Annotated in this window: 19 protein-coding genes, 1 pseudogene and 2 riboswitches; of the genes and pseudogenes, 7 read left to right on the forward strand and 13 right to left on the reverse strand. The window is 63.0% G+C overall.

All coding sequences use genetic code 11. From position 1 onward, the window contains the following. From HP499_RS06090 to HP499_RS06105, 4 genes are all read left to right on the forward strand, one after another. Positions 1–562, forward strand: a 562-nt coding sequence (locus HP499_RS06090; RefSeq protein ID WP_253951432.1) for an amino acid ABC transporter permease, incomplete at its 5' end; no start/stop codon positions are given. Beyond that, the gene (locus tag HP499_RS06095; protein ID WP_216659789.1) at positions 549–1340 is read left to right on the forward strand and encodes an amino acid ABC transporter ATP-binding protein; all 792 of its coding nucleotides are present in this window, start codon (positions 549–551) and stop codon (positions 1338–1340) included. The genes HP499_RS06090 and HP499_RS06095, both read left to right, overlap by 14 nt. 14 nt (positions 1341–1354) lie before the next feature. Then, complete coding sequence (locus HP499_RS06100; protein WP_172322998.1) at positions 1355–2263, forward strand: hypothetical protein; 909 nt, start codon at positions 1355–1357, stop codon at positions 2261–2263. 3 nt (positions 2264–2266) lie between these two features. Next, positions 2267–3319 (forward strand): hypothetical protein, encoded by a 1053-nt coding sequence (locus HP499_RS06105; protein ID WP_253951433.1) that lies wholly within the window; start codon positions 2267–2269, stop codon positions 3317–3319. An 82-nt stretch (positions 3320–3401) separates the two neighbouring features. On the opposite strand, the gene HP499_RS06110 is transcribed toward HP499_RS06105, so the two are convergent. From HP499_RS06110 to HP499_RS06155, 10 genes are all read right to left on the reverse strand, one after another. Then, positions 3402–6431 carry a glycoside hydrolase family 38 C-terminal domain-containing protein gene (locus tag HP499_RS06110; protein ID WP_172322999.1) on the reverse strand — a complete coding sequence of 1010 codons (3030 nt, stop codon included), beginning with the start codon at positions 6429–6431 and terminating at the stop codon, positions 3402–3404. A gap of 123 nt (positions 6432–6554) precedes the next feature. Next, positions 6555–7466 carry a formate dehydrogenase accessory sulfurtransferase FdhD gene (gene fdhD / locus HP499_RS06115; RefSeq protein ID WP_172323000.1) on the reverse strand — a complete coding sequence of 304 codons (912 nt, stop codon included), beginning with the start codon at positions 7464–7466 and terminating at the stop codon, positions 6555–6557. 1 nt (position 7467) lies between these two features. Continuing rightward, on the reverse strand, positions 7468–9774 hold the full coding sequence (locus HP499_RS06120; protein WP_172323001.1) for an FdhF/YdeP family oxidoreductase: 2307 nt from the start codon (positions 9772–9774) through the stop codon (positions 7468–7470). 86 nt (positions 9775–9860) lie between these two features. After that, the gene (locus tag HP499_RS06125) at positions 9861–11216 is read right to left on the reverse strand and encodes a molybdopterin molybdotransferase MoeA (RefSeq protein ID WP_172323002.1); all 1356 of its coding nucleotides are present in this window, start codon (positions 11214–11216) and stop codon (positions 9861–9863) included. Beyond that, entirely contained in the window at positions 11213–12118 is a 906-nt protein-coding gene (locus HP499_RS06130; RefSeq protein WP_172323003.1) for an NTP transferase domain-containing protein, read from the reverse strand. Before HP499_RS06130 ends, HP499_RS06125 begins: the two co-directional genes overlap by 4 nt. Positions 12119–12160: 42 nt before the next feature. After that, positions 12161–12661: an HNH endonuclease gene (locus tag HP499_RS06135; RefSeq protein WP_024819811.1), complete on the reverse strand. Its 501-nt coding sequence runs from the start codon at positions 12659–12661 to the stop codon at positions 12161–12163. Positions 12662–12914: 253 nt separating this feature from the next. Next, a complete protein-coding gene (locus tag HP499_RS06140) occupies positions 12915–13688 on the reverse strand; it encodes an NlpC/P60 family protein (RefSeq protein ID WP_172323004.1) in 774 nt (257 codons plus the stop codon). A 98-nt stretch (positions 13689–13786) separates the two neighbouring features. Beyond that, complete coding sequence (locus tag HP499_RS06145) at positions 13787–14533, reverse strand: NlpC/P60 family protein (protein ID WP_309138342.1); 747 nt, start codon at positions 14531–14533, stop codon at positions 13787–13789. Positions 14534–14537: 4 nt separating this feature from the next. Further along, positions 14538–14706, reverse strand: a riboswitch (cyclic di-AMP (ydaO/yuaA leader). Positions 14707–14844: 138 nt separating this feature from the next. Continuing rightward, positions 14845–15675 carry a M23 family metallopeptidase gene (locus tag HP499_RS06150; RefSeq protein ID WP_172323006.1) on the reverse strand — a complete coding sequence of 277 codons (831 nt, stop codon included), beginning with the start codon at positions 15673–15675 and terminating at the stop codon, positions 14845–14847. A 4-nt stretch (positions 15676–15679) separates the two neighbouring features. After that, positions 15680–15921, reverse strand: a riboswitch (cyclic di-AMP (ydaO/yuaA leader). A 182-nt stretch (positions 15922–16103) separates the two neighbouring features. Next, positions 16104–16799: a metal-dependent transcriptional regulator gene (locus HP499_RS06155; protein WP_172323007.1), complete on the reverse strand. Its 696-nt coding sequence runs from the start codon at positions 16797–16799 to the stop codon at positions 16104–16106. A 294-nt stretch (positions 16800–17093) separates the two neighbouring features. On the opposite strand from HP499_RS06155, the gene serC reads away from it, so the two are divergent. Next, entirely contained in the window at positions 17094–18224 is a 1131-nt protein-coding gene (gene serC / locus HP499_RS06160; protein ID WP_172323008.1) for a phosphoserine transaminase, read from the forward strand. 66 nt (positions 18225–18290) lie between these two features. Here the strand turns inward: serC and HP499_RS06165 are convergent, their stop codons facing one another. Genes HP499_RS06165 through HP499_RS06175 form a run of 3 tightly spaced genes read right to left on the reverse strand, consistent with a single transcriptional unit; the run spans position 18291 to position 20678 of the window. Next, positions 18291–19604 carry an MFS transporter gene (locus HP499_RS06165; protein WP_172323009.1) on the reverse strand — a complete coding sequence of 438 codons (1314 nt, stop codon included), beginning with the start codon at positions 19602–19604 and terminating at the stop codon, positions 18291–18293. Between the two features lie 43 nt (positions 19605–19647). Further along, positions 19648–20286: a DUF3027 domain-containing protein gene (locus tag HP499_RS06170; protein WP_172323010.1), complete on the reverse strand. Its 639-nt coding sequence runs from the start codon at positions 20284–20286 to the stop codon at positions 19648–19650. Positions 20287–20294: 8 nt separating this feature from the next. Next, a complete protein-coding gene (locus HP499_RS06175) occupies positions 20295–20678 on the reverse strand; it encodes a cold-shock protein (protein ID WP_026543217.1) in 384 nt (127 codons plus the stop codon). Positions 20679–20894: 216 nt separating this feature from the next. On the opposite strand from HP499_RS06175, the gene HP499_RS06180 reads away from it, so the two are divergent. Continuing rightward, positions 20895–21110: a hypothetical protein gene (locus HP499_RS06180; protein ID WP_172323011.1), complete on the forward strand. Its 216-nt coding sequence runs from the start codon at positions 20895–20897 to the stop codon at positions 21108–21110. A 68-nt stretch (positions 21111–21178) separates the two neighbouring features. Then, positions 21179–21799: pseudogene (locus tag HP499_RS06185) on the forward strand (hypothetical protein); the annotation flags it as partial.

Here is a 21799-nt window from a genome sequence, read left to right on the forward strand (position 1 = left end):
GGTGCTCGCCTTGGTGGTGGCACTGATGAGGCTGAGCCCTAACTGGCTGCTCTCGGGAATCGGCCGTTTCTACGTCTCCGTCATCCGTGGCACTCCCCTGCTGGTCCAGCTGTTCGTGATTTTCTTCGGCCTCCCCAGCATCGGCGTCAGGCTTGATCCCTGGCCCAGCGCGATCATCGCGTTCTCGCTGAACGTGGGCGGTTACGCGGCGGAGATCATCCGCGCAGCCATCCTGTCCGTGCCCAAGGGGCAGTGGGAAGCCGGTAACACCATCGGCATGTCCCGGCCGCAGACCCTCGTGCGCATCATCCTCCCCCAGGCAGCCCGGGTATCCGTTCCCCCGTTGTCCAACACCTTCATATCGCTGGTGAAGGACACCTCGCTGGCATCCCTGATCCTGGTGACCGAACTGTTCCGCAATGCCCAGCAGATCGCTGCTTTCAGCCAGGAGTTCATGGCCCTGTACCTGCAGGCCGCCTTGGTGTACTGGGTCATCTGCCTGGTCCTTTCCACCGCGCAGTCCGCCGTGGAAAGGAGATTGGACCGCTATGTCGCCCACTAACGAATCTTCCGCCACGGTGCTCAAAGCCCGGAACCTCGCCAAGGCGTTCGGCAGCAACGTGGTGCTGCGTGACATCGACATCGATATCCGCCGCGGCCAGGTGGTGGCCCTGATCGGTCCCTCAGGCTCGGGAAAGACCACCGTGCTGCGTTCGTTGAACGGCCTTGAAATTCCCGACGCCGGTACCGTCACCTTCGGGGACGGCGACGTCGTCGGGGGCCTTTCCATCGATTTCAACGGAAAGGTCGGCAAGAAGGAGATCGCCCAGTTGCGTGACCGCAGCGCCATGGTCTTCCAGCACTACAACCTGTTCCCGCACATGACGGTCCTGAAGAACATCACCGAGGGCCCCATCCAGGTCCAGAAGAGGCCTCGGGCTGAAGCCATCGCGGAGGCGGAGCGGCTTTTGGAACGGGTGGGACTGGCGGATAAGCGCGATGCCTACCCCTTTGAACTTTCCGGCGGCCAGCAGCAACGCGTAGGCATCGTCCGGGCCCTGGCACTGAAGCCCCAGCTGCTGCTGTTCGATGAGCCTACCTCTGCCCTGGACCCGGAGCTGGTGGGTGAAGTCCTGGGAGTCATCAAGGAACTGGCTGAGGAGGGCTGGACCATGGTGATCGTGACCCATGAGCTCGCCTTCGCCCAGCATGTAGCAGACGAGGTCATTTTCATGGACGGCGGTGTTGTGGTGGAACGCGGCCCTGCCGCCGAAGTCCTGCGGGCACCCACGCAGGAACGGACCAAGCTTTTTGTGAAACGGCTTCAGCACGACGTCTAGGAGATTTACGGGAAATGGGGGAACAGACTTTGGATACAGCAGCCGAAACCGGCCGCAGTAAGTCCAGGCGTACCATCATCATTGCCGCGGTGGTTGCCGCGGTGGTTCTGGCAGGAGGGCTGGGTACGTGGTTTGCCCTCTCCCGCCCGGCCGGCGTGCAGCGCGCAGATGTAGTCCGCATGGACAAAGAGCGGGCAATACTGGACAACTCGATGAATCTCTACGATCCATTGTTCAACCAGTTTTCGCTCCGCTATTCGAGCGTGATGACCGAGAAGGCCGGGCAGCAGGAGAAGGACCAGGTCCTCAACCGCGATGGCGAGCGCCTTAAACGGGAAACCCGGACCAACCTGGACCGGCTGGATCGGATGGGATCATCGCCGGCCGTACAGGAACAGGAAATCGGCGAGGCCTACAACCGCTTCAAGGAGCAGTACAGTGCCGTGATCGCCTACAACGACCAATTGGTTGTGAACACCTCAAACATCAATGAATCCATTGGCGGTCCCTGCGCGCCTCTGCATTCAACTCTGAACGTTGGCGCGGAGTCGTATTCCGAGGATTACGTCAAGGGTGCCGACGCCTGCCTGGCAGCAATTGGGACGGCCAAGGACGGCACGGATGCCGAAACAACCGAACTCCTGACCGCCGTTGAGGGTGTCATCCGCGGACAGCGGGACAAACAGCAGGAAGTCCTGGACGCCAAGGACGATCTTGAGCGACTTGCAAAGCGGACTCTGGCCGGAGTGGCCATGCTGGACATCAATGATGCCCTGTCAGCTGCACAGACCAAGTATGAGGGCGCCGCCAAGGAGAAATACAACCAGTTGGTGACCAATGCCAATGACTCCAACAAAGCGCTGGAAAGTGCCCTCAAAAAACGAACGGACCAGTTTGATGCTGCGGCCAAGGACGGGGAATAAGCCATGACACATGAACCTGTCCCCACGCAGCAGCCTGCTCCCGGGGCCATGCCCGGGCAGCAACCCGCTCCTAAAAAGCGCAAGCTTGCACTGGTCCTGATTTCCAGTGCAGTTGTCCTGGTGATCATTGCCGTGGCGGCTGTGGTGGCTGTGACGCAGTTCTCCGGGCAGCAACGCAAGGAAAACCTGCAGACCCTGAAAGAAGGCCACCTCACAGCGCTGGTGGACACTCGGGGCAAGCTCCAACCCGCGGCCAATGCCTACCTCGCCGCTTACAAGAAAGCCCGGAACGCCCCAGCCTCCCAGGAGGAGGCGGAAAAGAATTCCGCAAAAGAGCGCGATGAGTTCCAACAGGCAGCCAAGGACGCACGCGCGGCACTGGCGACGGTAAAGGCCGCCCACACATCCGGTGACGACGGGATCGGAATCGCCGTGGCGCAACTCGAAGAGTCCTACCAGGGCTTCGTTGACCACATGGAGGGACTGGTGGAGTCATACCCTCAGTTTGAAGGTCTCTTCAGGGAGGACGGAGCCGGCTGCAACGGCTTGTTTGTTGGCTCCAAAGCCGCCACCCTCCGGGAACGCCAAACCCTGCTAGGACAGGCCGCGGCTCCCTGCCGGGAAGCGGTAGGCCAGCTCAAGCAATCCAAGAACGTGGCCTACGTCGAGTTCGCCCGCACGTTGGACAACCGGATCGCCCAGCTTGAATCAAACGCCGAGATCACGGCAAAGTCCGAAGAGAACTACAACGAGTTCGTGAAGATCAAGGATCAGATGACCCGGAAGGTCGACGAAGCCACTGCGCGCAATGCTTCCGAACAGGAATTCCTTAAGATTGCCGACGAGCTCAAGGTCCTCAACACTCGTATCAGGAACAACAGGTCAGAGTTCGACTTCGCTGCCAAGCGCTACCTGTCGGGGGTCAGGGACATGCCCGATCTCGTTGAGGAAGTGTTCTCCAAAAAAATCGCAGCCGAAATCAAGAGCTACGATTCGGTGATCCCCCTGCGGGTCCAGATTCTCAAAGATGCAGTAGACGTCGAGCTGGTCGAATAACCACCCCGGTACCACTGCATACGCCGACGCCGTTGGACGGGTTTCCCGTCCAACGGCGTCGGCGTATGTGGTGCTTTGCAGCTCAGCGTGCGAAGCGCAGTGTGACCAATTGGAAAGGCCGGAGCACCAACTCCACCACTGAGTCCTCCCCTGCAGTCACGCCAGGAGCTTCTACAGCCCGTTCCAGCAGGTCCGTGGCTGTGGCTCCAACGGCCTCGAAACCGGGCCGCAGCGTGGCAACAGAGCGTTCTCCCAGCGACTCGTAGAGCCTGACGATCACATCATCCGATCCATCCTCGGCCAGCTTCACGGCTTCGACCACAATGGCCGGGTTCGAGACCGACACCAAAGGCTCCACTCCTCGGCCACCGGTCACGAACCGTGGCTTCAGGTTGGTCCGGTACCCCTCTTCAACGGCGTCGGCGATCGCAGCCCCTGGCCTGATGGAAACCTCCAGGGTGTGCTCTCCCCTGTCTGCTTCAGGGTCCGGGAACCGCGCCGAGCGCAGCAGCGAGGTGCGGACCGTCGTCGTGGTTCCGCCATCGGCGCGGACCGCCCTGGTGACGTCGTGTCCATAACTGGAGGAATTGCTGACGGCCACACCGTAGCCGGGCTCGGCAACATGGATCCAGCGATGCGCGCAGATTTCGAACTTGGCAGCTTCCCAGGACGTGTTGGTGTGCGTAGGCCGGAAAACGTGGCCGAACTGCGTCTCGGACGCCGAACGATCCGCTTTCACGTCCAGCGGGAAGGCGATCTTGAGCATCTTTTCGCGTTCCTGCCAGTCCACCGTGGTGGCAATCCCCAGGGACTTGGCACCGGAGTCGAGCGTGATTCGCTGGGTGATGGTGGAGGCGCCCACCTTCCGTTGAACCATCACGACGACGCCGGCCGGCGTGCGCTCGAGGTCGATGGTATCCGCGTGGGTCAATTGGGTGACGTTCCTGCGGTAGAACTCTTCGATGTCCCACGCATCCCATTCGTTGGGAGTATCCCTGAACAGCTCCAGCAGGTTGCCGGCCTGCCCGGGAGCAATGGCCTCACGGCCGCTGGCATGGTCCACCAAGGAGGTGAGCAAGCCGTTCCCGTCCAGGACTGCACGAATGATGCCGTTGTCCAGCACGAAGCCCTCGCCCGGTTCTTCCACCTGGACACCGGTGCCGGGTCCGCTGGCCTCGGCGATCGCCAAAGCCTGCACGCCACTGCGCTGATGGGGTGCGGCGTTCAGCAGGTAGCTGGTGCCGCCGGTACCCACCAAAGCCTGGGCAGCCTCGGCGATGATGGCCTCGAGGTCACGGGCAATGGCCTCGTAGTTGCGCTCTGCGTCCTGGTGCACCCAGGCGATGGAGCTGCCCGGCAGGATGTCGTGGAACTGCTGCAGGAGGACCAACTGCCAGAGCCGCTTCAGCTCCTCCCGGGGGTAGGTGTAGCCGGCCCCCAGCCGGACTGCTGCGGTGGAGCACCACAGTTCGGCCTCACGCAGCAGGTGTTCGCTGCGACGGTTGCCCAGCTTGGTCTTGGCCTGGCTGGTGTAGGTTCCGCGGTGCATTTCCAGATACATCTCGCCCACCCAGACCGGCAGGTTGGTGTACTCCGCCTCGGCCTTGGTGAAAAAGTCCTCTGCGGTGCCCATCCGGACCCTCGGGGAGCCCTCCAGGTCCGCCGTGCGGTGTGCTGCGGCCACCATCTCACGCGTCGGTCCGCCACCGCCGTCGCCGTACCCGAACGGCACCAGAGACATGGTTCCGCGGCCGTGGTCGCGGTAGTTGCGTTCGGCATGGGCCAGTTCCCGGGCGTGCAGCTCAGCATTGTAGGTATCCACTGGCGGGAAGTGGGTGAACAGCCGGGTTCCGTCGATGCCCTCCCACGTAAAGGTGTGGTGCGGCATCCGGTTGACCTTGTTCCAGGAAATCTTCTGCGTCAGGAACCAGCGGGAACCGGCCTCCTTCACGATCTGCGGGATGGCACCGGAATAACCGAAGGAGTCCGGCAGCCAGGCCTCCCGGCATTCGACGTCGAATTCCTTCAGGAAGAAGCTCTTGCCTTCCACGAACTGGCGGGCCATGGCCTCTCCGCCCGGCATATTGGTGTCCGATTCCACCCACATGCCACCCACGGGAATGAACTGGCCGGCCTTGACCTTCTCCCGGATGCGGACAAAGAGCTCAGGGAAGTACTCCTTGATCCACGCCATCTGCTGGGCTGAAGAGCAGGAAAACACGAAGTCGGGATCTTCATCCATGAGGGCCACCACGTTGGAGAACGTCCTGGCACATTTACGGATGGTCTCCCGGACCGGCCACAACCATGCGGAGTCAATGTGGGCATGGCCTGTGGCCAGGAGCTGGTGGGCGGAAGCGTAGGCGGGCCGTCCCAACACTTCCTTCAACGCTTCGCGACCGGCAGCGGCAGTCCCGGGGACATCGTCCGGGTCCATGATGTCCAGCATGCGTTCGAGCGCCCTGAGGATTTCGTGGCGGCGGGGAAGTTCCATGGGAAGTTCATGCATGAGACCGCTCAGTGTCCAGATGTCCTGGTTGAGTTCCCACACGGTCTCGTTGAGTTCAGCCATGGCGATGCGACCCAGGCGGTACCGTGGCTCCTCGCCTGAGGTAGCTTTGTCTCCGAGCGGGGTGGGAGCGAAGGACCAGCCTTGGGCGACGTCCGGGTTCGCTGCAGCTTCAACATAGAAATCAACGGAGTGTCCGCCGCCGAGCAGTTTGAGGGGGACGTGATAATTCCGGGGCGAGATCGCCTTGATGATGCTGCCGTCGGCGCGCCAGGCAGTGCCTTCGCACTGGAAACCGGGGACGTCGCTGTTGAATCCGAGATCCACAATGATTTCCACCGAGGTAGCTTCAGCCATGCCCCAGTCCTGCGGGACTTCACCCTGCAGGTGCAGCCACTTGGTACTCCAGGCCTTTCCCCACGGGGCACCGTGCTCCTGCGGGACGAACAGCTGGCGCACGGCTTCGGCCGCCGGCACGGGCTCGCCGGGAACCTCCCAACTGCTCAATTCCAGCGGTATGGCTCTGCCGTAAATGGCCGGAAGAATGCGTTCCCGAACGAATCGATCGAGGCGCTGTTCAGTAATCCGGCGGTCGTCGTGCAATTAATTCCCCTTTGGGCTTTAGCTGGGTATCACGCTTGGCACACGCACCGGGGTGCGCGTTGCGACGGCAATTCTGGGTTCGCCGCGCTTCCAATCGATGGATAAAATCTACGTTGTTCCAGCTCAATAGCCAAGTGATTGACGGCTATCCCCCATGGACAGTGCATCGGCTTGGAGCGGTTCCGCAACAATCCTGTCCCTTCCGGCATAGACGTTGAGGCTGTGCCCACGACTGAACCCCGCCAAAGTAATTCCCGTCTCTTCGGCCAGTTCGGCCGCGAGGCTGGAGGGTGCACTGACCGCCGACAGTACGGGAATACCCGCCATTGCCGCTTTCTGGACCAGTTCGAAGGACGCCCTGCCGGAGACCTGGAGGACTGTCCCACGCAGCGGAAGCATGCCGGCCCGCAAAGCCCAGCCCACTACTTTGTCCACGGCGTTGTGCCTTCCAACGTCTTCCTTAAGGCACAACAGCTCGGTGGTGCCGTCGTCGTGGATCCGGAAAAGACCTGCAGCATGGACGCCACCTGTTTTATCGAAGACCGCCTGGGCCTCCCGGAGGCGGTCCGGCAAGGACGCAAGGGCCCGTATCGGGACCGTGAGGGTGTCTTCCTTGGGGCTGTGGTGGGAGGCCTTGCGGACGGCGTCAATGGAGTCCGTCCCGCAGATTCCGCATGAGCTGGACGTGTAGACATTGCGGCCGGTGTCAGGCCGTTCCACGTCGGGCCGAAGCTGCGCATCCACCACGTTGAAGGTCTGCACCCCGTCCTCGTTCTCCCCCGCGCAGAAACGCTCGGAGATCAGCTGGGCAGGTTCCCACACGATTCCCTCGGAGACAAGGAATCCCGCAACGAGGTCGAAGTCGTCTCCCGGGGTCCGCATGGTGACGGAGAAGGACATCTCCCCCAACCGGATCTCCAGGGGCTCCTCCACCGCGAGGACGTCTTCTTTGAAGCGGACGGGATGCTCCAGCGCTTGCGGCGAGCCGTCCAGGACAAACTTATGTACCTTGCGTCGCTGGGTTACCCGTCCCATGTCAGGATCCGTCCTCCTCATGCTTGATAAATCTCACCGTCATGGCTTTGTAGCCGGGCGTATTGGATTCCCGTGCCACCAGTTCGCGGTGCACCAAGGCGTTGGCCTCGGGGAAGTACGCTGCGGCGCAACCCTTGGCCGTGGGGTAACCGATCAACCGAAACTTGTTGGCACGTCGCTCCGTTCCGGCAAACGTGGAGATGACATCCACAAGATCGCGGTCCTGGAAACCGAGTTCCGCCAAGTCGTCCGGATGGACCAGGATGACCCTGCGGCCGTCAGAAACGCCACGGTACCGGTCATCGAGGCCATAGAACGTGGTGTTGTACTGATCGTGGCTGCGGACCGTCTGGAGGATCAGGTGGCCCGCCGGCGCTTCGAGGTACTCCAGCGGACGCACCGAGAAGCGTCCCTTGCCGATGTCCGTGGCGAACGTGCGGGTATCCCGGGGCGGATTGGGAAGGACGAAACCGTTCTTGGTACGAACCCTGGCATTGAAGTCCTCAAAGCCTGGAATCACCCGGGAGATATGGTCCCGGATCACGTCGTAGTCCTCGGCCATGGCCCGCCAGTCCACGCTGTGGTCATCACCCAGGGTGGCTTGGGCCATGCGGGCCACGATCACCGGCTCACTGAGCAGATGTTCGGAGACCGGCTCCAGCCTTCCTTGTGTTTTGTGGATGACGGACATGGAGTCTTCCACGGACAGGAACTGCTTGCCTGTGGGGTGTTTGTCATCGGTATCGGTCCTGCCCAGCGTGGGCAGGATCAGCGACGTTTTGCCATGGACCACGTGGGCGCGGTTCGGCTTGGTGGAGATGTGGACCGTCAGCCCTGCCTTCTTCAAGCCTTCTTCCAAGGCTGCGGTGTCGGAGCCGGCCGCTGCGAAGTTCCCACCCATGGAGACGAAAACATCAACCTCACCCTTTTCCAGGGCGTGCTGGGTTTCCACCGAGTCATAGCCGTGGTCCCGCGGCATGTGGAAGCCGAATTCCTGGTCCAACGCCGCCAGGAAGGATTCCTTGGGTTTCTCCCAGATACCCATGGTGCGGTCACCCTGCACATTGGAGTGTCCACGGACAGGGCAGGCTCCGGCGCCGCGCTTGCCGAAGTTCCCTTGCAACAGCAACAGGTTGATGATTTCGCGCAGCGTGTCCACCGAATGCGGCTGCTGTGTCAGTCCAAGGGCCCAACAGATGATGGTTGCCTTGGAGGCAGCCATCATCTCCGCGGCCTTGGTGATCTGCCGCCGCGTCAGGCCGGTGGCCCGCTCCGTCTCAGCCCAGTCCAGTGTTGAACGCGCTTCCCTGTAAGCTGCGAACCCTTCGGTCTGCTGCTCAATAAAAGAATGGTCGACGACGGTGCCCGGGTTGCGCTCCTCTTCCTCCAAGAGCAGGTGGCCCAAGGCCTGGAACAACGCGAGGTCGCCACCGACCTTGATCTGCAAAAATTCGTCCGCGATGGTGGTGCCGCCGCCGATGACGCCGTTGAGGGACTGAGGGTCCTTGAAGTTCAGGAGGCCGGCTTCGGGAAGCGGGTTCACGGCGACGATCCTTCCGCCGTTGTTCTTGCAGTCCCGCAGTGCAGACAGCATCCGGGGATGGTTGGTTCCCGGATTCTGTCCCACCACCAGGACCAGTTCGGCGTGGTGGATATCCTCCAGCGAAACTGTGCCTTTGCCGATTCCAATGGTGGGATTCAGTGCGCTGCCGGACGATTCATGGCACATGTTGGAGCAGTCCGGAAGGTTGTTGGTGCCCAGGCTTCGGGCGAACAACTGATACATGAAGGCGGTCTCATTGGCCGTCCGGCCGGAGGTATAGAAAACGCACTTCTCCGGAGTGGTGGCGTTGATGTGCTCACCGATCAAGGCGAAGGCCTCGGTCCAGCTGATGGGTTTGTAGTGGGTGTCTCCGGGCTTGATGACCACAGGCTCGGACAATCTTCCCTGGCTCCCCAGCCAGTATTCGGTCTTGCCTTCAAGATCGGCCAGGGAGTGCTTGGCCCAGAACTCTGCGCCCACTGTGCGGGTGGTGCTTTCCTCGGCGATCGCCTTGGCGCCGTTCTCGCAGAACTCGGCGGGACTGCGCCTGCCCGTGATGGATTCCGGCCACGCACATCCCGGGCAGTCAAAGCCATCGTGCTGGTTGACCCTGAGCATGGAACGGACCGTGCGGCCTACTCCGGCCTGGGCGTATCCGCGTTCAAGGGCCACCGTGACAGCCTTAAGTCCGGCGGCTGCTTGCTTGGGCGGATGGATTTGCAGGTCATCTTCATTGATGTCCTGTTCGGGAGCATGCCTGTTCATGAGTCCATCATTGCACTTTGTGGGCGCCCTTTCCTGGTTCGCTGCAGCGCACAGGAGGTTCACCGCGGGCCACGGGATGCCACGGCTCAGGCGTCCAGCGCGCTCCAGTCCACGGGGCCGGAGGGTGCCTTTTTTGCCTGCCGTGCCGGGGCCTTGCGAGGCTTGTCTTCCGCGGACGCGGGCGCAGGCAACGGTTTGCCCCAGGGCAACGCAAACGCCGGGACCAACTCACCCAGTTGGACTCCATGGGGCGGAACCACCATCACCCCGTCCGCGCCTGCCAGGCCCCGCATCATCCCCGGACCAGCGTGCTGCGCCGGCGAGGCCAGGCCGTACACCAGCTTGAACGGCGTCAGCCGCGTACGGCCGGGATCTGCCTCGATCATTGCGCCGCACGGAACCTCGCCCACTTCGGGCAACTGACCATGCCCCAATGCCGCCAGCAACGGCGCACCAACTGTCAACAAGGCCATCATTGCCGCGAGCGGATTTCCCGGCAGGCCCAGGATAAAGCGGCCATCGGGCAGTTCAGCCAGGACGGCAGGATGGCCAGGACGCATGGCGATGCCATCGATCAGCAGCCGGCCGCCAAGTTCTGCCACCGCCCGCCTGAAGTGGTCAGTCCCCGAACGGCCCGTCCCGCCAGTAGTGATGACGACGTCGGCCGGAGGTTCAGTCTCCTCGTAGGGACCGGCTGCGAGCTCGTCCAGGGCCGGCTCAGTGTCTTGGAGGGCGGCAATCCACTCTTCGTAGTTGTCCCCCACTCTGAGCTGGTCCCCTGCAATGCCGCCCAGGAGCTCTACCACGGCACCCAATTGCGGGCCGAAGGTATCGCGGACCTGTCCGGGCTGCGGGATTCCCTGTTCCACAACCTCGGAACCTGTCAGCAGGAACCTGACCAGAGGCTTGCCAAGAACCTCCAGATGGTCCAGGCCGGCCAGCGCAGCCAGGGCAACGTGGGCCGGGTTGAGCACGGTTCCGGCGGCGAGCAGGACCTCGCCCTCGGCTGCCTCTTCTGCGGCTTTGCGGATGTGCTGGCCGTTACGGGGTTCTCCGGGTTTGGCGGCGCCGCCCAACGCAAGGACCGGCAGTCCGTCGTCGTCGGTGGTGATCACTCCGCTCTCGCTGCGCAGTACTGCCTTGGCCCCGGGTGGTATCAGACCACCGGTGACAATGGGACTTGCCTGGTGCGGCGCGAGCCTCTGGCCCGGCTCGCTCAGTATCCAGGGACCACTTCCGTTAACGGCCCAGCCGTCCATGGCGGAGGAAGCGTAGTGCGGCATATCCTGCACCGCCCGTGCGTCGGCAGCGAGCATACGGCCCAGGGCTGACCTGAGCGGCACCGGGCCGGGCGGGATGGGCGTGGCGCATTCGAACGCGCGCTGCCGGGCCTCCTGCCAGGTGTGCGCTGCGTGATGGCCCTCCGCGGGGGCCTCCGTCATTCGGTGTCTGCCTCGGACTCCGAGTACTCCTTGGCAACGTTGCGGGCCAGTTCCAACGCCGCGTTCATGGACGCGTCATCGCTTGCCTGGCCAATGCCGCGGGCCATGCCCGCCGCGTAACCGGCAATGAACGTGGTGAGGGGTGCGGCGGGACGAACCACTGAATGTGCCGCCACTCCGGCGACGGCAAGCACTTCATTGATGTCCACCTCAACGCCTTCAAGCTCAAATGCCTGCAGCAGTGTGCGGCACCATTCCTCGAGCGTCTCTTCCTGGCTCTTCACGTCCGCCTCCAACTTGTAGTCAATGCCCAAGGCCGCAGCGTCCTCCCACGTATCCACGTCCTCCGTGGAGCCTGCGGGGACGGCAACGTCCAGCAGGTTCAGCCTAGCAAGCAGGCGGAACACCGAAGAGTTCGTTAACCCGGAACCTTGGGAAGCTACGGCCACCTCGCGGACCAAAGCGGCGGTGTTGTAGGCCCCCAGAAGAGGTTGCTTGCGCCCGTCGACGGATACTGCCATGGCACCCTCCACGCCAGGATGAGCCGCCAGCGCCCTCCACAGATCAGCAACCCCACGGGAAGCAAACGGCATGTCGCAGGCCAGAACCAAGGTCCATGGAGCCTCGATACCCCTGCGTTCCAGTGCCGCCAACCCGGCAGCGATGGCCGCAGCCGGACCTGCAAATGCCGGCTCCTCCCGTGCACGCAGCACCCCGTCCGGCAACGGCATACCACCCGGTCCTGAAGCTTCCGGACCCACCACCACCACGGCTGCAGCACCCCGGGCTGCCTGCAGGGCATGCGAAAGGAGGGTGTCGCCGTCGTACATCAGCGATGGCTTGGGCACGCCACCGAGGCGGGTGGCCCTGCCACCCGCCAAAATCACGGCATTGAACTCCATCCGCCCAGATTACCGGGGCGGCCGGAGTTCAGCAGAAATCGATCAGGCAGCGGATTCCGGCAACAGGAACGGGTCCCAGTCCGGCGCAGGTTTCTCGAGTTCCTTGATCTGCCACATGGTTCCCTGGGGAACCCCTGGCGTGAAACGGAGCTTCCAGCCCATTTCAGCCAGCGTGTGGTCACTCTTGGCGTTGTTGCATTTCAAGCACGCCGCAACCAGGTTTTCCCAGGAATCCGCGCCGCCCCTGGATTTGGGGTGGACGTGGTCTATGGTGTGGGCTGTTTTCCCGCAGTAGGCGCAGCGATGGCCGTCGCGGCGAAGGACCCCGCGGCGACTCACGGCAGTGATCCTGTTGTACCGGGGACGGATGTAGCGGTTGAGGAGGATCACGGAGGGGCGTCCGAGAATCTCCTGTGGCCCGACGACAGGCTCGTCGCCTTCGGCCACTACGCTAGCTTTCCCAGTCAACACAAGGACCAGCGCCCGGCGGAATGTTATTACCGCCAGCGGTTCATATCCAGCATTCAGAACGAGTGTGCGCATGCACGTACCTCTTCACGGCCGCACCCGTCAGGGGCACGAGGGCCGGCTGCCCTCTGCTTGTACGGGCTGTGGATCGACAAGATAAGGGTAAGCACTTATATGCCGTATCAACGAATCTTTCTGTCGATTCCCGTGCAGTGTCGGCAAAAGTTCATGCCGGGTTAAGGGTAGGAGGACCGGTTCCAGTGCCTTAAAGCAAAGCACCCCGCGGGCCGAAGCCTGCGGGGTGCTGTTGTCTTTGCGTAAGTCCGGGTCAGCCGTTGACGCGGATGAAGACCGGGCCCGAGCCGACGTTGACGCTGAACAGTGCCGTGGTGGATCCGTTCCATCCACCATGGACTGCCTTGCCGTTGCCGACGTACACAGCAATGTGCGCCTGTCCGGCCAGACCACCGTTGGCGTAGTAGGCGAGATCGCCGGGCTGTGCTTCCGCTGCGCTGACGGTGCGGCCAAGGGAGAGGTAGCCGGCCGGCCAGTCGTGGAAGTTGATGCCAACGGCTGCCAGGGAATTGGTCACCAGCATGGTGCAGTCCTGGGTCACACCGAGCTGTGCGTAGGCAGCAGCAGCGATTGCCGCACCAAGGCCACTGGCAGCGGCCGGAGCCTTTGCTGCAGGAGCCGCGGTGTTGACCGCCAGCGTGGCGTTACCGGCAGTGGCCGTGCCTTCGGCTGCTTTCTTGGTTTCAACCTTGGCGGGAGCCTTCTTCTCCACAGGAGCCGGGGCCTGCACCGTGGTGACCACTGGGCGTTCGTAAGAGATGGCAACCGTGGAGTCCGCAGCGATGGTCGCCTGCACTACCGACTGGACGTCGAGGGTGGAGGTCGAGGTGGACTCACGGTCAACGTTGGTGTCTGCTGCGTTGGCGGCAACGCTGCCCGTCAGGACCAAACCCGAAGCTGCGGCAATGACGGCTGCCTGGCGGCCCACGCCACCGGCGTTTTCACTGACGGCCTTGGCGATCACGGCAAACGAGCTGGTCTTGGGGGCCTCAGCGCGATGCCGTGCAACCTTTGGTGCACTGGTCATGGTTTTCTCTTTTCGTATCCGCGTGCAGTTGGGGTACACGCGGCTCATTGGTGCGACGGCACGTGGGGCATGCCGGCGAACCCCGAACTGGATTATTTCTAGCGGAGGGTAAAGAAGGAGGAGGTGCCCGTGGAGGCAGCCGAGTGCAGGAGCGTGCCCTGTCCAGGGTTCAAAGCGCTGATCATCATGCCGTTGCCGACGTAGATGCCAACGTGTGCTCCACCGTTCTGCATGACCAGGTCACCGGGAGCAGGGGTGCTGGTGGGCTTCATGGCCGTCCAGGCGTTGACGCGGGGAATGCTGATCCCGGCCTGAGCGTAAACCCACTGGGTGAAGCCGGAGCAGTCCCAGCCGTTGGGCGTGGTGCCGCCCCAAACGTACGGGCGGCCGATGCCGGTGTAGGCGATCGCAGCGAGGCCGGAGGCGGCGGCGCTGGAAGCAGCGTCCTTGGCTTCGGAGGACTTCGCGGTCACGGCGCCTGCGGTGGTCTGGTTGCCGTTGGCCGTGGTCCGCTGGGTGGTCTGCGAAGCGCGCTGGACAACCTTGGGAGCTTCCTTGGTGGCCACGACGGGGCTTTCGAAGGAGACAGTAGCGGTGGGCTCTGCTGTGACTACTGCAGTGGTGACCATCTGCTGGGTGCTGGAGGCTTCCGACTTGGAAACGTCGGTGTCTGCTGCCTGGGCCGGCAGACCGACGCTAAGGACGAGGCCTGAGGCTGCTGCCAGAACGACGGCCTGACGGCCAACGGTACCGGCGTTGGATGAAACAGCTTTGGAAAGCGTGTTCAAAGGGTTCGTACGAACCGATTCGGCGCGATGGCGCGCAGGGGTAGTGCGTGATGACACGTAGGTAGCCTCTCCCAATGCCTGCGAGGTGAGCTGTCGGATTCGGATGGGAGTCATCCGGCCGCGCTGCTTCAAGGAAGCTTTTGCGACTTAACCCCAAGGCCTTCTTACGAAGACCAGAAGTGGTTCCCCCGCCCCTGCCAGACGATTTATGCGAACGGACCTTGAGCGGTGGCAGAGCTAGGCAATCCACTCAAGTGCACCGGCCCCCTAAAAAGCCGATGCGCTTTGTACGGTACAACAGTTGAACGTGAATGTCACATTCAGGTCACGGGGTGTGTCACGAATGCGAGAGACGACCATCAAATGGACTAAAGCCAGCCCATGGGGTCAACAACTTCGCCGTTGACCTGTACTTCAAAGTGGAGGTGGCAGCCAGTGGAGGCGCCCGTGGTCCCGCTCAGCGCGACGGTGTCGCCGCGACTGACAGTCTGACCCACCTTGACAGTGAAGGAGGACAGGTGGTTATACGTGGTCTCAAGGCCGTTTCCGTGGTCTACCACCACGCGGTTGCCTCCGCCGTACTCGTGCCACCCGGCAAAGGTAACCTTGCCGCTGGCTGCGGCATGCACTGCCGTGCCGCACTGGGCTACGAAGTCCTGACCGCGGTGGAAGTCACCGGAACCACCCGTGAGGGGGCTGATGCGGTAGCCAAAGGGGGAAGCAGTGGTCAGCGTATCGAGGGGGCTGGCCATAGTGCCCGTGGACGAGGCGCGCTGGATGCTTCCGGCGGACTGCGCACTGAGCAATTGCTTCAGCTTGCCATCGGGATCGGCGGCGGTGGCAACTGCGGCGCGGCTGAAGTCGATCTTTGCCGATGCAGCAGCCGACACTTCGGGCTGGCTGCCACCGGTGACAGCCAGGGCTGCCTCGGTCTGGCCTGATTCGGAAGTTGCCATGACCGGGCTGGTGGCCGGCAGACCTACAGTCAGGGCAAGTCCGGTGGCGGCAAGCGCAACTCCGGCCTTCTGCCCGACACCACTGGCTGCGGCGAAGTCGGCTACCTGGCGCAACGGGCTCTTACGGCGGCGCACCTGGCGTTCGGTGTCGCGCGGCCGGATCTCCGATACGACGCGGGCTGGCCGCAGCTCAGCAGCGGGGCCCGACGCGCGGCGGCGGCCCCTGACGTTCTGCGTTGTCAAACTCTGTTCCTCTCTCAAAAGCCTGCGAAGTTAGCTGTCGGATTCGGGTCAGAGAGTTCAAAGACCCGGTCCGCACGAAGCGCTCACGGCACACAGGTATCCCAAGAGGGACTTGCGTAAATGGGCACTTCTGCTGCGGACTTCACCCCAAGGCTGCTTCTTTAGACAGCCGCTTGTGGTTCCCCCGCCTCTGCCAGTGGTGGATGACACACCTGTTCCGCTGGCAGAGCTCGGCTCCGGAACAGGTAACGCTTTGGTATCAGCGCTAGTAGATAACTATAGGGGATTAAGGCCCGCAGTAATAAATTCGTTATCAACAGGAAGGGGCATGATGAGCCGGCCCCTTATCACTAATTGCGGAAAACCGCAGGTCACACGCGCGCCATCAGCTCAAAAGTGAGATATGACACCGCGTCAGGAAAGGCGTGTCAGCCGACGGTGACAAAGACGTGCGCCGCCACCTCGGGCGGGAGCTCCAGGGCTCCCTCAATACCGGGGACCCGGACGGAGATGTATTCGCCCACGCGCTCGAGTGACACAGCTGCTCCGGGACGGATCCCGCCTTCATCCAGCTGGGTGAGGAGTTCAGGCTCAACCTGGATGGGCTCCGCCAAACGGGTGACCGCCACGCGGGAATTGGCCGCATACCCGTCCATCGCCTGGAGGAGGTTGACATCGAGGCGGGGGAAAGGCTGACTTGCAAGGCCACCGAGCGCTTCGAGGCCCGGGATGGGGTTGCCATAAGGAGATTCGGTCGGGTGTTCCAGGAGTTCGTACAGCCGCCGTTCCACACGCTCGCTCATCACGTGTTCCCAGCGACACGCTTCGTCGTGGACATAGGCCCAGTCCAGGCCGATGACATCAGCCAGGAGCCGCTCGGCAAGGCGGTGCTTGCGCATGACCTCGGTGGCTCGCTTGCGCCCCACCTCGGTCAGTTCCAGGTGGCGGTCGTTGGAAACAATCACCAAGCCGTCGCGCTCCATGCGTCCGATGGTCTGGGAAACCGTGGGACCGGAGTGCCGCAACCGCTCGGCGATGCGGGCCCTGAGAGCCACGATGTTCTCTTCTTCAAGCTCCAAAATGGTCCGAAGATACATCTCAGTGGTATCGATCAGATCCGTCATCCAGCTCAGCTCTCCTCGAACGCAGTTCCTTGCGTAATCTCCACCGTACAGCGTCCCTTGCCAGGGTGGCCGGTGTGCACCGCCGCCCCATGGACGCCAACCACCAGCCTAGCTTATTTGGAATTACTCTGGATAATTCCGGTCGCATATGGTTGGCCGGCATTCCACGTGGCGGACTATGACGGCTGCAGGTTCCTGCCTCCGCACCGGGTCAGGCAGAATTGGGGATGTCGAAGGGGCAGTTGATGCCACCTGCCACGACCCATCTCTAGCCGATACCCATTGGAGCCACACGTGAGCGACAACAGCATCACCATTCCCGCAGATCTGCTGCCCAAGGACGGACGCTTCGGCGCAGGACCCTCCAAGGTCCGTCCGGAACAGATCGAGGCACTGTCTGCCGCTTCGTCCACCATCCTCGGCACGTCCCACCGCCAGGCCCCGGTCAAGAACCTCGTGGGTTCGGTTCGTGAAGGACTCAGCCAGTTCTTCCGTGCGCCCGAGGGCTACGAAGTCGTCCTCGGCGTTGGCGGTTCCACGGCATTTTGGGATGTTGCCGCATTCGGCCTGGTCGAGAAAAAAGCACAGCACCTCTCGTTCGGTGAGTTCGGTTCGAAGTTTGCTGCCGCCACCAACAAGGCGCCGTTCCTGGACGCTTCCTCGATCATCAAGGCCGAGCCGGGCACCCGCCCGGTGTCCCAAGCCGAGGCCGGCGTTGACGTCTATGCCTGGCCCCAGAACGAGACCTCCACGGGCGTAGCCGCTCCCGTCAAGCGGGTCCAGGGCGCCGACGAAGGCTCCCTGGTCCTGGTCGATGCCACCTCCGCTGCAGGCGGGTTGGACGTGGACGTCGCCGAGTCCGACGTCTACTACTTCGCCCCGCAAAAGAACTTCGCCTCAGACGGTGGTCTCTGGCTGGGGCTGTTCTCCCCCGCCGCCCTGGAGCGTGCGGCACGTATCAAGGCGTCCGGCCGCTGGATCCCGGACTTCCTGGACCTGCAGACCGCCATTGACAACTCCAAGCTCAACCAGACGTACAACACTCCTTCGTTGTCCACCCTGGTGACCCTGGACGCCCAGGTGCAGTGGCTCAACAGCAACGGTGGCTTGGACTTTGCGAGCAAGCGCACGGCCGACTCCGCCAACCGCATCTACTCCTGGGCCGAGGCCTCAGAGTACGCCACCCCCTTTGTCACCAACGCAGAAGACCGTTCCAACGTGATCGCCACCATCGATTTTGATGACTCCATTGATGCCTCGGCGATCGCCAAGGTGCTGCGTGCCAACGGTGTGGTGGATACCGAGCCCTACCGCAAGCTGGGCCGCAACCAGCTGCGCATTGCTACGTTTGTTGCCATTGAGCCAGACGACGTTTCGGCCCTGCTGGCCAGCATCGACTACGTGGTGGGAGAGCTGAAGAAGTAGCAGCACCGGCTGCCAGTCGGCGTCGTTCGGATGGTCCCGAACGGCGCCGCCGCCGTTTAAGGCTCACTATCCGCCCTGCCGCCTCGCGTCGTCGTCGTGCTCGTCAATGACCGGGCGGGCCAGCAGCGACTCCACCCGGAAATGCTTCAGTCCGCGGGCCCGGCGGTCAAAACGGAGCCGCAACTGCTTCGCCCGGATAATCCAGACCAACCCCACGACGGCGGTGCTGACGCCGGCCAGCGCAGCGACGCCGACGGACCATCGCGGCCCGCCAACATTGGCCACCCATCCCACCAGCGGCGCTCCGATGGGAGTACCGCCCATGAAGATGGCCATGTACAAGGACATGACGCGCCCCCTCATGACAGCCTCGGTGGTGGATTGGACATAGCCGTTGGCGCTGGTGATCAGCGTCAGTGCGAACAGGCCGCAAGGAATCAGGGCCAGGCCAAAGAGCACAGCGTTGGGAGCCAGTGCTGCCAAGGCGCTGGCGACACCGAAACCACCTGCCGCCGCGAAGATCAACCTCAAGCGGGGCCGTCCGCGTCGGGCAGCCAGGAGGGCGCCGGTCACGGATCCTATGGCCATGACGGAGTTCAGGAGTCCGAATGCTCCGGCGTCCATGCCGAACTGAGTACCCACCATGGCTGCGATGAAGAGGGGGAAGTTCAGCCCGAAGGTGCCAACGATGAAGATGGCCACCAGGACCACCTGGATATCGGGCCTGTTGCGGACGTAGCGGAGGCCCTCGCGGATCCGCCCTTTGCCCGCGGCGGCGCGGGGCTGGATCCGGAGCGAGGACACCGGGATGAGCTTCAGCGCCCAGAGCATGGCGACAAATGAGACAGTATTGATCAGGAACACCCAGCCCGGGCCCACCACCACCGTCAGCACACCCGAGACCGCTGGGCCGATCATTCGTGCGACGTTGAAGGAGGCGCTGTTGAGGGCCACTGCATTGGGCAGGTATTCGTCGCTGACCAGCTCGGAGACAAAGGTTTGACGGACGGGAGCGTCGAGGGCGGTCACGATGCCCAGCAGCAAGGCGAAGATATAGACGTGCCAGAGTTCAGCCACTCCGAGCAACACCAGGATGCCCAGGCCCGTGCTGAGAAGTGCCATGGCTACGAGGGTGATGAGGAGCAGTTTCCGCCGGCTGTACCGGTCAGCCAGCAGCCCGGCCCACGGGGCAAGGAACAATTGGGGACCCAGCTGGAGGGCCAAAGTGATCCCCATGGCCCCGGCGTCGTGTGCGGTCAGGTGGTCAAAAACCAGCCAGTCCTGTGCGGTACGTTGCATCCACGTACCGATGTTGGAGATCAGGGCACCGAAGAACCAGATGCGGTAATTGAGGATTCCCAGTGACCTAAAGGTGGACATCAGCGTCCGCCTTCACTGTGGTCACCCCGGGTTTCCGCAACGCCTATTCAGCCCCGGGTTCGTGGTAGTCGTCGTAGGAGTCCTCGGGCTCTTCAGCCTCTTCGAACTCTTCAGCCTCTTCGGGTTCTTCAGCTTCCTCAACGGGCTCAGTGGCCTCGTCTTCGTCAGCCTGGACCGACTCTTCCGTGACATCCTCCACGGTTTCTTCCACCAACGGCGTCTCGTCCTCCGGCCGGACCCGCTTGGCCCACGGCACCCATTCAGGGGCCAGGATGGAGTCCTCTGAGGGCAAGAGGCCAAGTTCGCTCACGGTGACGATCTTGGACCGGGAGTTACGGGTCACCACGGCGTACCACTGCCACCCGCCGTAGCCGGCAAGTCGTGATTCAAACAGGTGGGTCACCACCCGGTCACCCTCGGACTTGGCACCCAGGTGCGAGCCCACCTCGCCGGGGTTGGCAATACCTTCCACGGCTTCACGGGCAACCTCGACGGCGGCAGCCAGGAAGGCGTCCGGCTTGCCGGTGCGCCACACGGGCAGACCGGCGCGCGGCTTGTCCGCAACCGGCTTCCGCGCGGGGGCTCCCCCGGTGCCAGGAGCCTGGGCAGCGTCAGGGCCGCCCACAGGGCTTGCCTGGGCGTTCCTTCCGGCCTTTGTATCCTGTGCGGATTCCGATGTCATGGCCGGTCCTAGGCTTCCAGCTCGTCGGCAACCTTGCGCAGCGCCAGGCTGATGGCCTTGGCCTTGTTACCGTCCGGGTACTTGCCGGAGGACAACGAGCCGGACAGGTTGTCCAGAACCGTGACAAGGTCCTGCACCATGGGGGCGAGGTCCTTGGCATTCATCCGCTTGGCCTTGGCGATGGAAGGCGTCTTCTCCAAGACGCGCAAACCCAGGGCCTGAGCTCCACGGCGGCCGTCGGCCACGCCGAACTCCACACGGGTTCCGGCTTTGAGCTCCGTTACGCCCGCAGGCAGGGACGTCTTGGGCAGGAAGACTTCCTGACCGTCCTCAGCCGCGAGGAATCCGAAGCCTTTTTCCTTGTCATACCACTTGACCTTGCCGGTAGGCACGTAATCAACCTTCTTCGTTTCTTGCTGTGGGAGACACGTCGGGCCAAACACCGCATCCGCAGGGTTCTGCGGGATCGAGGGTGGCAGCCCGGTCCGTGTTGGTCTGTTCCTTCAAGGTTATCCTGCCCGGCCCGCTATTCCCGCTTTGCCGCGATCGCGGAGGACAGGATCAGGACCAATACCACCCGTTACGGCGCTGCTGCTAGCGTTGAGGACATGACTTCCCCGGGTTACCGCCGCCCCCTCATGATCATTGCCGCCGTCATCGCGGTGGCCTCCCTGGCCGCCGTTGGCGCTGTCATGGCGATCGCCTACAACGGCAGCACGGCCCCGGTATGGATTACGTCAACGGCCCTTTATGGCCTGCCGGCAGCCTTCATGCTTGCGGTGGTCCTGGTGCTGGACGCCGTCCGTCAGCGCCGCCGGCAATAACCGCCCCAACTGCAAGCAACTGACCTGCTGACAGGCAGCAACGCCCCGGGGGCGGTAACGTTGGATTGATGTCCCTCATACGCGCGCTCAGCAAGGAACTGGAAGCGCGCAGCGACGATTCGCTGCGGGCCTTGTTTGCTGCGCGACCGGACCTGATCTCCCCCATGGCCCCCGACTTTGCGGCCCTGGCTGCCAGGGCGAGCGCCCGCGTCAGCGTGCAGCGGGCTTTGGAACGCCTGAACAAGCCCGAGATGCAGGTGCTGGAGGCGCTCCATCTCTGCACCAATGCCGACACCGGCCATAGTATCTCCGCGGCGGGCCTGAAGAAGGTCATTGCCGGCTCCACTCTGTCCGCGCTGGATCCCATTCTTGCCAAGCTGCAGGAGTTGGCCCTTGTCCATCGCGCGGATCCGCCGGCCGGTTCCCCGGCCACGTCCTCGCGCCAGCGCTTCTACCTTCCCGTGGGCAGCCTCAAGGACGTCATTGGCATCTACCCCGCGGGCCTGGGCCGGAGCTATACGGAATTGGTGCGGCTGCAACCTGCCTTTGCCCAGCGCGCAGTGCAACTGGTGGCCGAGCTCCACCAGAGCGGCGCCGGCATTCACCCCGCCAGCACACCCATGGATGCTGCTCTTGCGCTCCAGCGCTGGACCTCCACGCCGGAGAACCTCCGTTCCATCCTGGCTACT

Origin of the sequence: Paenarthrobacter sp. CM16 (assembly GCF_013179505.1) — a bacterium.
Classification (GTDB): Bacteria; Actinomycetota; Actinomycetes; order Actinomycetales; family Micrococcaceae; genus Arthrobacter.

Excerpts from the sequence above, each read along its gene's own strand:
- HP499_RS06095 (WP_216659789.1), top strand. The coding sequence starts at position 549 with ATGTCGCCCACTAACGAATCTTCCGCCACGGTGCTCAAAGCCCGGAAC.
- HP499_RS06100 (WP_172322998.1), top strand. The coding sequence starts at position 1,355 with ATGGGGGAACAGACTTTGGATACAGCAGCCGAAACCGGCCGCAGTAAG.
- HP499_RS06105 (WP_253951433.1), top strand. The coding sequence starts at position 2,267 with ATGACACATGAACCTGTCCCCACGCAGCAGCCTGCTCCCGGGGCCATG.
- fdhD (WP_172323000.1), bottom strand. The coding sequence starts at position 7,466 with ATGGGACGGGTAACCCAGCGACGCAAGGTACATAAGTTTGTCCTGGAC.
- HP499_RS06120 (WP_172323001.1), bottom strand. The coding sequence starts at position 9,774 with ATGAACAGGCATGCTCCCGAACAGGACATCAATGAAGATGACCTGCAA.
- HP499_RS06125 (WP_172323002.1), bottom strand. The coding sequence starts at position 11,216 with ATGACGGAGGCCCCCGCGGAGGGCCATCACGCAGCGCACACCTGGCAG.
- HP499_RS06130 (WP_172323003.1), bottom strand. The coding sequence starts at position 12,118 with ATGGAGTTCAATGCCGTGATTTTGGCGGGTGGCAGGGCCACCCGCCTC.
- HP499_RS06135 (WP_024819811.1), bottom strand. The coding sequence starts at position 12,661 with ATGCGCACACTCGTTCTGAATGCTGGATATGAACCGCTGGCGGTAATA.
- HP499_RS06140 (WP_172323004.1), bottom strand. The coding sequence starts at position 13,688 with ATGACCAGTGCACCAAAGGTTGCACGGCATCGCGCTGAGGCCCCCAAG.
- HP499_RS06155 (WP_172323007.1), bottom strand. The coding sequence starts at position 16,799 with ATGACGGATCTGATCGATACCACTGAGATGTATCTTCGGACCATTTTG.
- HP499_RS06165 (WP_172323009.1), bottom strand. The coding sequence starts at position 19,604 with ATGTCCACCTTTAGGTCACTGGGAATCCTCAATTACCGCATCTGGTTC.
- HP499_RS06170 (WP_172323010.1), bottom strand. The coding sequence starts at position 20,286 with ATGACATCGGAATCCGCACAGGATACAAAGGCCGGAAGGAACGCCCAG.
- HP499_RS06180 (WP_172323011.1), top strand. The coding sequence starts at position 20,895 with ATGACTTCCCCGGGTTACCGCCGCCCCCTCATGATCATTGCCGCCGTC.